The sequence below is a fragment of the Pseudomonas sp. GM49 genome (assembly GCF_000282355.1).
Lineage (GTDB): Bacteria > Pseudomonadota > Gammaproteobacteria > Pseudomonadales > Pseudomonadaceae > Aquipseudomonas.
Map to the genome: position 1 here is coordinate 1 of NZ_AKJL01000143.1, position 10973 is coordinate 10973.

The 10973-nt window shown below is 62.0% G+C and carries 11 protein-coding genes; all 11 read left to right on the forward strand.

Going from position 1 to position 10973, the window contains the following annotated elements; all coding sequences use genetic code 11:
- On the forward strand, window positions 1-809 hold an 809-nt coding region (locus PMI29_RS15915; RefSeq protein WP_007997717.1), incomplete at its 5' end, for an NAD(P)/FAD-dependent oxidoreductase.
- A gap of 74 nt (window positions 810-883) precedes the next feature.
- Window positions 884-1633, forward strand: a complete 750-nt coding sequence (locus tag PMI29_RS15910; protein WP_033052353.1) for an AraC family transcriptional regulator — start codon at window positions 884-886, stop codon at window positions 1631-1633.
- Window positions 1634-1961: 328 nt separating this feature from the next.
- Entirely contained in the window at window positions 1962-2780 is an 819-nt protein-coding gene (locus tag PMI29_RS15905; RefSeq protein WP_007997721.1) for an ABC transporter substrate-binding protein, read from the forward strand.
- Between the two features lie 10 nt (window positions 2781-2790).
- Complete coding sequence (gene lhpI / locus PMI29_RS15900) at window positions 2791-4569, forward strand: cis-3-hydroxy-L-proline dehydratase (protein ID WP_007997723.1); 1779 nt, start codon at window positions 2791-2793, stop codon at window positions 4567-4569.
- Window positions 4562-5227 carry an amino acid ABC transporter permease gene (locus PMI29_RS15895; RefSeq protein ID WP_007997725.1) on the forward strand — a complete coding sequence of 222 codons (666 nt, stop codon included), beginning with the start codon at window positions 4562-4564 and terminating at the stop codon, window positions 5225-5227. Before lhpI ends, PMI29_RS15895 begins: the two co-directional genes overlap by 8 nt.
- Before the next feature lie 10 nt (window positions 5228-5237).
- The gene (locus tag PMI29_RS15890) at window positions 5238-5888 is read left to right on the forward strand and encodes an amino acid ABC transporter permease (protein WP_007997727.1); all 651 of its coding nucleotides are present in this window, start codon (window positions 5238-5240) and stop codon (window positions 5886-5888) included.
- On the forward strand, window positions 5881-6603 hold the full coding sequence (locus PMI29_RS15885) for an amino acid ABC transporter ATP-binding protein (RefSeq protein ID WP_007997728.1): 723 nt from the start codon (window positions 5881-5883) through the stop codon (window positions 6601-6603). The genes PMI29_RS15890 and PMI29_RS15885 overlap by 8 nt, the downstream gene beginning before the upstream one ends.
- Before the next feature lie 133 nt (window positions 6604-6736).
- Window positions 6737-7765: a trans-3-hydroxy-L-proline dehydratase gene (locus tag PMI29_RS15880; RefSeq protein WP_007997730.1), complete on the forward strand. Its 1029-nt coding sequence runs from the start codon at window positions 6737-6739 to the stop codon at window positions 7763-7765.
- A 126-nt stretch (window positions 7766-7891) separates the two neighbouring features.
- Window positions 7892-8809, forward strand: a complete 918-nt coding sequence (locus PMI29_RS15875) for a dihydrodipicolinate synthase family protein (RefSeq protein ID WP_007997732.1) — start codon at window positions 7892-7894, stop codon at window positions 8807-8809.
- A gap of 72 nt (window positions 8810-8881) precedes the next feature.
- On the forward strand, window positions 8882-10276 hold the full coding sequence (gene abaF, locus PMI29_RS15870; RefSeq protein WP_007997734.1) for a fosfomycin efflux MFS transporter AbaF: 1395 nt from the start codon (window positions 8882-8884) through the stop codon (window positions 10274-10276).
- A 167-nt stretch (window positions 10277-10443) separates the two neighbouring features.
- Window positions 10444-10973 (forward strand): aldehyde dehydrogenase family protein (locus PMI29_RS15865; RefSeq protein WP_007997736.1); only part of this gene is annotated, 530 nt, incomplete at its 3' end.

The window sequence follows — 10973 nt, forward strand, 5'->3', positions numbered from 1 at the left end:
GCCCGCTGTTACTGGCCAGTGCCGCCACCGCCAAACAGCATGGCGCGCAAGTGCAACGCATCGCCGAACAAGCCAGCCGCAGCGCCGTCGCCGGTTTCGCCGCGCAACTGCCGCGATGGCCCGGCAAATGGCTGCAATCGTTCAGCCTGTTCGACCACCACTACCGCACCGCCACCCACGTATTGGCCGCGCTCGGCACCGGCCGAGTGGAAGGCGTGCGCCTGCAACAACAAGGCAACATCGTTGAGTTGGAATGTGATCGGCTGGCCTGTGGATTCGGGTTGATTCCGAATATCCAGTTGGGTCAGGCATTGGGTTGCGCCATTGAAGATCAAGCCATCGCAGTGGATGCCTGGCAGGCCAGTAGCCGCGCCGATCACTATGCGGCAGGCGAATGCACCGGCTTCGGCGGCAGCGAACTGGCCTTGGTGGAAGGCGCGATTGCCGGGCACGCTGCGGTCGGCAATCTGGAAGCCGCCAGGCAATTGTGGCCGCGCCGGGCGCGCTGGCAGGGTTTCGCCAAGGCGCTGAAGAGCGCGTTCGCCCTCGACCCGCGACTCAAGTCCCTGGCCCAACCCGACACCCTGGTTTGCCGTTGCGAAGACGTACCCTACGCGGCATTGACCGGTCACTCTGACTGGCGCGAAGCCAAACTCGCCAGTCGCTGCGGCATGGGCGCCTGCCAGGGCCGGGTGTGTGGCGGCGCAGTGCAGCATTTGTTTGGTTGGCAGCCCTCAGCACCGCGCCCACCCTTCAGCCCGGCGCGGATCGAAACCTTGATGTCCCTGGACGATACCCCGCCAGCGTGATGACCACGCCGGGGGTTTCGGCCACGCTGCCGAGTCTCTATGATCCCGGGGGTCACCCTCAGACCCCCGGCGCCATGTATCCCTCGCTCACCACCTTTAAACCTTGCGACCTGCCGACGCTGCTGAACAGCCTTCAGCCCATCGCGCCGTTGCTCGATACCCTGTCGGACGTGGTGTTTTTCATCAAGGACTGCGAGGCCCGCTACGCCTTCGTCAACCAGACTCTGGCCCGGCGTTGTGGTTTCAAACACAGGGACGAGCTGCTGGGGCGCACCGCCGAAATGGTTTTCCCGGAACGCTTCGGTCCGCTGTACACCGAGCAGGATCGGCGAGTGCTGTCCAGCGGTCGCGAACTGGCCGATCAGCTGGAGCTGCATTTGTATTATGGCAATCAGCCGATCTGGTGCCTGACCCACAAACTCGCCTTGAAGGATGAACAGGGTCGAATCGTGGGCCTGGCCGGTATCTCCCGCGACCTGCAATCGCCGCAGTCGAACCATCCGGCGTTCCAGAAGCTCGCCGCCGTGGATGCCCATATCCGCCGCCACTTCGCCCGCTCCATCAGCCTCGCCGAACTGACCGCCATCGCTGGCTATTCCGTGGCGCAATTGGAGCGGCACTGCAAACGGGTGTTCCAGCTCACCCCACGGCAAATGATTCACAAGGCGCGCCTGGAAGAAGGTTCGCGGTTGTTACTGCACACCGAATTGCCGATTACCGAGATTGCCTTGCGCTGTGGTTACACCGACCACAGTGCCTTCAGCCGGCAGTTTCGGGCGCTGACCAGTTTGTCGCCGAGTCAGTATCGCGATAACCAGCGTTAGGCGGGTGATGAAGAGTGTTCTTGCTCGCGATGAGGCCAGCCCATCCACCACAAAACCTGCAATGAACCGATAAGCAGGCACGCACCTCTCACCTGCCAGTGTTCCTTAAAGGTGCGTCCACGCTACCGCTGCTCCCATACGTAACACCTGTCCTCACTGCCTTGGCGTCACCTCGCTACAGGTTGCACCGCTACAAAACCTCTACGCCAAGGCCTGACAACTAATTCACCCCACGGACTGGAAATAGGCACGTTGATTGCTATTGTTAATATCGTATACGAAATCCCCAATACGATATTCAACAGCACTTCACATCAACGAGGCCTCTATGAAAAACCCCGCATTTGCCGTAGCCCTCAGCGCTGTTCTCAGTACCTCCTTTATCGCCACTGCCCAGGCCGACAAGCTCGACGACATCATCGGTTCGGGCAAGCTGCGCTGCGCCGTGACCCTGGACTTCCCGCCCATGGGCTTTCGCGATGCCAGCAATTCGCCGGCCGGCTTCGATGTGGACTATTGCCGCGACCTGGCGAAGATCCTCGGGGTCGAGGCCGAAGTGGTGGAAACGCCGTTCCCGGATCGCATTCCGGCACTGGTCTCCGGGCGGGCTGACGTGATCGTCGCGTCCACCTCCGACACCCTCGAACGCGCCAAGACCGTTGGCCTCACCGTGCCCTACTTTGCCTTCCAGATGGTGGTGCTGACCCGCGACGACACCGGCATCAATGGCTTCGACGACCTCAAGGGCAAAGCAGTGGGCAACACCAGCGGCACCTATGAGGCCATCGCCCTGGAGAAAGACGTGAAGAACTGGGGCTCGGGCAGCTTCCGAGCCTACCAGTCGCAGAGCGATACCCTGCTAGCCGTCGCCCAAGGCCACATCGCTGCCACCGTCGTCACCAACACCGTGGCCGCCGCCACCCTCAAGTCGGGCAAATACAAAAACCTGAAAGTCGCCGGTAACGCCCCGTACGTCATCGACTACGTGTCCCTGGGTGCCAAGCGCAGCGAGTTCGGCCTGCTCAACTACCTCAACCTGTTCGTCAATCAACAGGTGCGTACCGGTCGCTACAAGGAGCTGTTCGTTAAATGGGTCGGCACCGAGATCCCGCCGACCAACCTGACCGTGCCTCAGGTCTACTACTGAGATGTCCGGCATGCCTGGGCCAATTTCTCTGACCGGACGCAGCCTGGTGGGGGGTGCCGCGCAAGGCGCCCTGCTGTTCGCCGATGTCGGCTTGAGCTTCTGGGGCGGAGTCGATCCCTGCACGGGTGAAGTCATCGACCGCCATCACCCGCTCAGCGGTCAACACCTGGCCGGCCGCGTGCTGGCGATTCCCAGTGGCCGCGGCTCGTGCACCGGCAGCAGTGTGTTGATGGAACTGATCAGCAACGGCCATGCACCGGCGGCATTGGTGCTGGCCGAAGCCGACGAGATCCTGACCTTGGGCGTGCTGGTGGCGCAGACCATTTTTGCCCGTTCCCTGCCGGTGCTGTGCATCGGTCGGGAGGCCTTCGCCGCCTTGCGCGGCCAGGTCTTCGCCCGGGTCGAAAATACAACGCTGAGCTTGTTCGATCACCTGCCGGGCGACGCCTGGCAGGCGCTCGACAGCCCATTACCAGACACTGACAGCACCGCCTCGATCACGCTCACCGAACACGATCGGGCGCTGCTCGATGGCCGGCATGGCAAGGCCGCGCAAATGGCCATGCAGATCGTCCTGCGTATGGCCGAACTGCAGGGTGCCGACCACTTGGTGGATGTCACCCAAGCACACATCGACGGCTGCATTTACACCGGACCGGCGAGCCTGCGCTTTGCCCGGCAACTGGTGCAATGGGGAGCAAAAGTGCGAGTGCCCACCACCCTCAATTCAATTTCCGTCGACCAGCGCCGTTGGCGCGAACTGGGTATCGACCCGGCACTGGGTGAACCGGCCAGTGCCTTGGGCGATGCCTATATGGCGATGGGCGCACAGCTCAGTTTCACCTGCGCGCCGTACCTGCTCGACACTGCACCGAAGGCTGGCGAGCAAATCGTCTGGGCGGAATCCAACGCAGTGGTCTACGCCAACAGCGTGCTCGGTGCGCGCACACTGAAATACCCGGATTACCTGGACATCTGCATCGCCCTCACCGGTCGCGCCCCGCTGATCGGCTGCCACCTGGACGCGCCACGCAAGGCCCGGTTGCAGCTCGAGTTGCCTGCCCTCGGTGAACTGGACGATGCCTTCTACCCGCTGCTGGGTTACCACATTGGCGCCCTGGCCGGCAGTCGCGTGCCGCTGGTGCTGGGACTGGAAAAACGCAAGCCGAGCCTGGACGACCTCAAAGCCTTTGGCGCGGCCTTCGCCACCACCTCTGCGGCGCCGCTGTTCCACATCGCCGGGGTCACCCCGGAGGCCATTGACCCGGCGCAGGTGCTGGATGCGGACACTTCCATTGCCGTGGAAAAAATCCGCCTGAAGGACCTGCTGCGCAGTTGGCGCGAACTCAACAGTGCTCGCGATAACCGGGTGGATGTGGTGTCGCTGGGTAACCCGCACTTTTCCCTCAGCGAGTTCGCTCACCTGGCGCGACTGTGCCGGGGACGACAAAGACACCCGGATGTGGTGCTTGCCATCACCTGCGGCCGTGCCGTGTTGGAGCAGGCCCGCGAGGCCGGGCACATCGCCGTGATCCAGGCGTTTGGCGCGACCCTGGTCACCGACACCTGCTGGTGCATGCTCGGCGAACCCGTAATCCCCCTGGCGGCTAAAAACCTGATGACCAACTCGGGCAAATACGCCCACTACGCACCGGGCCTGGTCGGCCGCAAGGTGCACTTCGCCAGCCTTGCCGAATGCGTCGACGCGGCCTGCACCGCAATGGCCAGCGGACGTTTGCCGGCCTGGTTACAACCTGCTGCCCTACTGGAGAGCCCTGCGCATGTTTGACTACAGCTTCCAATGGCGCTCCGCCCTGCGCGCCCTGCCGGACATGCTTGCCGGTGCCATCGTCACCTTCGAAACCGCCGCGCTGTCGATGATCTTCGGCGTGCTGATCGCCCTGGCCCTGACGGTGATGCGCGAGGCCAAACACCCATTACTGCGCGGGTTCGGCAACGGTTGGGTATCGATTGCCCGCAACACCCCGTCGCTGTTCCAGATCTACATCCTCTACTTCGGCCTCGGCTCGCTGAACCTGCATGTCAGTTCCTGGTTCGCCCTGCTGGCCGGGATCACCTTCAACAATGCCGGGTATCTGGCGGAGAACTTTCGCGGCGGCCTCAAGGCCGTGCCTGACACGCAGGTGCGTGCGGCGCGTTCCCTCGGCATGAGTGCCTTCCAGGCCTACCGCATGATCATCGTCCCGCAACTGCTGCGGATCGTGTTCTACCCGCTGACCAATCAGATGGTCTGGGCGGTGTTGATGACGTCGCTGGGGGTGATCGTCGGGCTAAACAATGACCTGACCGGTGTGACCCAGGAATACAACGTCAAAACCTTCCGCACCTTCGAGTATTTCGCCATCGCAGCGGTGCTGTATTACTTGATTGCCAAGGCGATCGTCGCGGCAGCCCGGCTGATGGCCTGGCGGTTGTTCCGTTACTGAGGAGCTGTCCATGTTTTCCACCGATTTTTCCTCGAATGACCTGATGTTCCTGCTCAACGGTGCGTGGGTCACGATGCAACTGACGTTCTGGTCGATCATTCTCGGCTCCTTGGCCGGGTTGTTCTTCGGCCTGCTGCGAGCCCTGTTGCCACGGGCCAGCCAGCCACTGGCCTGGGTGCTGGACGTGTTTCGCAGTGTGCCCTTGCTGATCCAGTTCGTACTGTTCAACTCACTCAAAAGCATCATCGGTTTGAACATCAGCGCCTTTAGCGTCGGCTGCATTGTGTTGGGGGTTTACGCGGCGGCGTACTTCACCGAGATCGTGCGTGCCGGCGTGCTGGCAGTGCCGTTCACCGTGCGCCGGGCCAGCCGTTCGTTGGGGCTGAGCTTCTTGCAGGACTTGCGCTGGATCGTCCTGCCGATGGCCACCCGAGTAGCGTTCCCCGGCTGGCTGAACCTGGTGCTCGGTGTAATGAAAGACACCGCGCTGGTGATGTGGATCGGCATCGTCGAACTGCTGCGCGCCTCGCAAACCATCGTCACCCGCATACAGGAACCGTTGCTGGTGCTGTGCATCGCGGGCCTTATCTACTACGTCATGAGCCTGGTGGTCGCACGCCTGGGCGCTCGTCTGGAAAGAAGGTGGCAAGAAAATGATTGAGATCGACAACGTACATAAATCCTTCGGCAACCTCGAAGTGGTCAAGGGCGTCAACCTGACGGTGAACAAGGGCGAAGTGGTGTCGATCATCGGCGGCTCCGGCTCCGGCAAATCGACCTTGCTGATGTGCATCAACGGCCTGGAACCGATCCAGAAAGGCAACATCCGCGTTGACGGCGTCGAGGTCCATCACAGCGCCACCGACCTCAATCGCCTGCGGCAGAAAATCGGCATTGTGTTCCAGCAATGGAATGCCTTCCCGCACCTGACGGTGCTGGAAAACGTCATGCTCGCGCCGCGCAAAGTGCTGGGCAAAAGCAAGGCTGACGCTGAAGAACTGGCGGTGAAGCAACTGACCCACGTCGGTCTGGGCGACAAGCTCAAGACCTTCCCTGGCAAGCTGTCCGGTGGACAGCAACAACGCATGGCCATCGCCCGCGCCCTGGCCATGTCACCGGACTACATGCTGTTTGACGAAGCCACCTCGGCCCTCGACCCGCAGTTGGTCGGTGAAGTGCTGGACACCATGCGCATGCTCGCCGAAGACGGCATGACCATGGTGTTGGTGACCCACGAAATCCGCTTTGCCCGGGACGTGTCCGACCGTGTGGCGTTCTTCCGCAATGGCCTGGTGCATGAGATTGGTTCGCCGGACCAGGTGATCGGCAATCCGGTGCATGCGGAGACTGCGGCGTTTCTGAAATCAGTGAAATAGCGACTGGCCCAATCGCGAGCAAGCTCGCTCCCACAGAGTTTTGTGTGGGCCGCAATGTTGTGTACACCACTCATTCCTGTGGGAGCGAGCTTGCTCGCGATGAGGCCTTCACAGGCGAAACAAGGAGCAAGCCATGCGTTCATCAAAAGTCATTCATGTAGTCAGCTGCCACGCCGAAGGCGAAGTCGGCGACGTGATCGTGGGCGGTGTCGCCCCGCCGCCCGGCGCCACCGTGTGGGAACAGTCGCGCTGGATCGCCCGGGACGAAACCCTGCGCAACTTCGTCCTCAACGAACCCCGCGGCGGCGTGTTCCGCCACGTCAACCTGCTGGTCCCGGCCAAGGACCCACGGGCGCAGATGGCCTGGATCATCATGGAACCGGCGGACACCCCGCCGATGTCCGGCTCCAACTCGTTGTGCGTCGCCACCGTACTGCTCGACAGCGGCATCCTGCCCATGACCGAGCCGCAAACCCGCCTGGTGCTGGAAGCGCCCGGCGGCCTGATCGAAGCCGTGGCCGACTGCCGGGATGGCAAGGTGCAACGGGTGGAAGTGAAAAACGTGCCGTCCTTCGCTGATCGACTGGATGCGTGGATTGAAGTCGAAGGCATCGGCTCGCTGAAGGTTGACACCGCTTATGGTGGCGACAGTTTTGTGATTGCCGATGCCCAAGGCCTGGGTTTCTCCATCCGCCCGGATGAAGCGGCCGATCTGGTGGCAGTCGGGCTGAAGATCACTCGGGCGGCCAACGAACAACTGGGCTTCGTGCATCCGCTGAATCCCGAGTGGTCGCACATTTCCTTCTGCCAGATCGCCGCGCCCATCGTCCATGAGAACGGCATCGCCACCGGCGCCAATGCGGTGGTGATTCAACCGGGCAAGATCGACCGCTCCCCCACCGGCACTGGTTGCTCGGCGCGCATGGCGGTGTTGCAGGCCAAAGGCTTGATGCAGGTTGGCGAGCGCTTTGTCGGCCGTTCGATTATCGGCTCCGAGTTCCACTGTCGCATTGATTCGCTGACCGAAGTCGCCGGCCGCGCCGCGATTTACCCGTGCATTTCCGGCCGGGCGTGGATCACCGGCACCCATCAATTGCTGCTCGACCCAAGCGATCCGTGGCCTCAAGGCTATCGCCTGTCCGACACTTGGCCCGGCGCCTGATCACGCAATCCCTGAACCCCCAGACCAACGGCCAGTAAAAACCCCTGAAAACCAAAAAAAACACTAGCCGAGCATTGTCATTTTAAATATCGTATACGAAATACAATTAACGAACCGGAGGCAACAATGAGCAAGCGCATTAACTGGAGTGGCGTATTCCCAGCGGTGACCACTCAATTCAACGATGACTTCTCCATCAACCTGGAAAAAACCCATCAGGTGATTTCCAACGTGATCCGCGACGGCGTGTCGGGCCTGGTGGTCTGCGGCTCGGTAGGTGAAAACACCTCGCTGACCGCCGAAGAGAAAATCGCCGTGACAGAGGTCGCTGTCGATGCCGCCCGTGGTCGCGTACCGGTGATTTGCGGCGTGGCCGAGTTCACCAGCATACAAGCGGCCAAGGTCGCCAATGCCGTACGCCGGGTCGGCGTCGATGGCGTGATGCTGATGCCGGCGCTGGTCTACGGTTCCAAGCCGTTCGAGACCGCCGAGCATTACCGCTACGTGGCGAAAAACGCCGACGTGCCGCTGATGGTCTACAACAACCCGCCTATCTATAAGAACGACGTCACCCCGGACATCCTGATTTCCCTGGCCGACTGCGACAACGTGGTGTGCTTCAAGGATTCTTCCGGCGACACCCGCCGCTTCATCGACGTGCGCAACGAAGTCGGTGACCGTTTCGTGCTGTTCGCCGGCCTCGACGACGTGGTGCTGGAAAGCATCGCCGTGGGTGCCGAAGGTTGGGTCTCGGGCATGTCCAACGTGTTCCCGAAAGAAGGCGAAACCATCTTCCGTCTGGCCAAGGCCGGTCGTTTCGCCGAAGCCATGCCGATCTACGAATGGCTGATGCCGATCCTGCACCTCGATGCCCGTGCCGACCTGGTGCAGTGCATCAAGCTGTGTGAAGCCATCGCCGGTCGCGGCAGCGCCTTGACCCGTCCGCCACGCCTGGCCCTGCCGGAAGCCGACCGCGTGTTCGTCGAGCAGATCATGGCCAAGGCATTGGCCAACCGCCCGGAATTGCCGGACGTCGGTCTCTGAGTGATTGCCGGGCGGGTCTATGCGGACCCGGCCCGGCTGCCCGTTTTTTGCGCCTCAACAAGGAACGTCAGCATGTCCAATCCTCAACACACGCAAAGCGCAACCACACCCTCGGGACTCAAACGCGTAGTGGCCGCCGCCATGGCTGGCACCGTCGCCGAATGGTATGAATTCTTTCTCTACGGCACCGCCTCGGCATTGGTTTTCGGCAAGCTGTTCTTCCGCCAGACCGACAGCCCCATCGACGGCATCATCGCCGCCTTCGCCTTGTACGCGGTCGGCTTTCTCGCCCGGCCGTTGGGCGGTTTGGTATTCGGTCACTACGGTGACAAATTCGGCCGCAAACGCCTGCTGCAACTGAGTCTGGTAGTAGTCGGCATCACCACCTTCCTGATGGGTTGCCTGCCTGGCTTCGACCAGATCGGTTACGCAGCGCCGGTGCTACTGGTGCTGTTGCGGTTGATCCAGGGCTTCGCTTTCGGTGGCGAATGGGGCGGCGCGATTCTGCTGGTGTCCGAACACTGCCCGGACAATCGTCGGGGCTTCTGGGCCAGTTGGCCGCAAGCCGGGGTGCCGGCCGGCAACCTGGTGGCCACGTTCGCCCTGCTGCTGTTGTCGTCGAACCTGTCAGAGCAACAGTTCCTTGCCTGGGGCTGGCGCGTGGCGTTCTGGTTCTCGGCGGTAGTCGTGTTGATCGGTTACTGGATTCGCACCAGCGTCGATGACGCGCCGATCTTCAAGGAAGCCCAGGCCCGTCAGGCACAGACCAAACAGCAACAGCTCGGTGTGGTGGAAGTGCTGCGTCATCACTGGCGTTCGGTGCTGGTGGGAATCGGCGCACGCTTTGCCGAGAACATCCTCTACTACACCGTGGTGACGTTCTCGATTACCTATCTGAAACTGGTGGTGCACAAGGACACTTCGCAAATTCTGCTGCTGATGTTCGGCGCGCACCTGGTGCACTTTTTCCTGATCCCGCTGATGGGCTATCTGTCGGACATCGTCGGGCGCAAGCCGGTGTACCTGACCGGCGCGGTGCTCACAGCGTTCTGGGGTTTCATCGGTTTCCCGATGATGGACACCGGCAACAACTGGCTGATCATGGCCGCCATCACCCTTGGCCTGGCCATCGAGTCGATGACTTATGCGCCTTACTCGGCGCTGATGGCTGAACTGTTCCCGACCCACGTACGCTACACCGCTCTGTCCCTGTGCTACCAGGTGGCGCCGATCTTCGCCGGTTCCCTGGCACCGCTGATCGCCATCACCTTGCTCAACAAGTACCACAGCTCGACTCCGATCGCCTGGTATCTGGTGGGCGCCGCGCTGATTTCCGTGGTGGCTGTCGGCCTGACCCGCGAGACCCGTGGCAAGTCATTGCGCCAGGTGGATGCCGAGTCGGCGGCACGGGTTGCTGCGCTGGACCCAGCCCCGACCAGCCCACGCCGGGCCGATTCTCTGGCCTGAATAAATCCCTGTGGGAGCGAGCTTGCTCGCGATGGACGTCAACGATAACGCGTGTTGTCTGAATGGAAGCGTTGTCCTTGCGTTATTCGTCGGAACGCCGCCCGGAGCAAGCTCGCTCCTACAGAAGCTTTGTGTTGCTACCCCATTTTTCGACAGGAGCTTTTTTGATGTCTGAGATCCTTGGCCACAACTACATCGGCGGAGCGCGCAGCGCCGTGGGCTGCATCATCCTGAACAGCCATGACGCCAGCACCGGCGAAGCACTGCCCTACTCTTTCGTGCAAGCCACCGCGCAAGAAGTCGACGCGGCCGTCCAGGCCGCTGCGGCCGCCTATCCAGACTTTCGTAATTTGCCGGCGACGCGCCGGGCGCAATTCCTTGAAGCCATCGCCGCGCAACTGGATGCCCTGGATGATGAGTTCGTTGCCCTGGTGACCCGTGAGACCGCCCTGCCCAGCGCCCGGATTCAGGGCGAGCGCGGCCGCACCAGCGGCCAGATGCGTCTGTTCGCTCAGGTCCTGCGTCGGGGCGATTTCTATAGCGCGCGCATCGACCGCGCCCTGCCGGAGCGTCAGCCCCTGCCACGGGTTGATCTGCGCCAGTACCGGATCGGCGTCGGCCCGGTGGCAGTGTTCGGTGCCAGCAATTTTCCGTTGGCCTTTTCGACTGCTGGCGGCGATACCGCAGCGGCCCTGGC

Coding starts and splice junctions, on each gene's coding strand:
- PMI29_RS15910 (WP_033052353.1), top strand. CDS start 884: ATGTATCCCTCGCTCACCACCTTTAAACCTTGCGACCTGCCGACGCTG.
- PMI29_RS15905 (WP_007997721.1), top strand. CDS start 1,962: ATGAAAAACCCCGCATTTGCCGTAGCCCTCAGCGCTGTTCTCAGTACC.
- lhpI (WP_007997723.1), top strand. CDS start 2,791: ATGCCTGGGCCAATTTCTCTGACCGGACGCAGCCTGGTGGGGGGTGCC.
- PMI29_RS15895 (WP_007997725.1), top strand. CDS start 4,562: ATGTTTGACTACAGCTTCCAATGGCGCTCCGCCCTGCGCGCCCTGCCG.
- PMI29_RS15890 (WP_007997727.1), top strand. CDS start 5,238: ATGTTTTCCACCGATTTTTCCTCGAATGACCTGATGTTCCTGCTCAAC.
- PMI29_RS15885 (WP_007997728.1), top strand. CDS start 5,881: ATGATTGAGATCGACAACGTACATAAATCCTTCGGCAACCTCGAAGTG.
- PMI29_RS15880 (WP_007997730.1), top strand. CDS start 6,737: ATGCGTTCATCAAAAGTCATTCATGTAGTCAGCTGCCACGCCGAAGGC.
- PMI29_RS15875 (WP_007997732.1), top strand. CDS start 7,892: ATGAGCAAGCGCATTAACTGGAGTGGCGTATTCCCAGCGGTGACCACT.
- abaF (WP_007997734.1), top strand. CDS start 8,882: ATGTCCAATCCTCAACACACGCAAAGCGCAACCACACCCTCGGGACTC.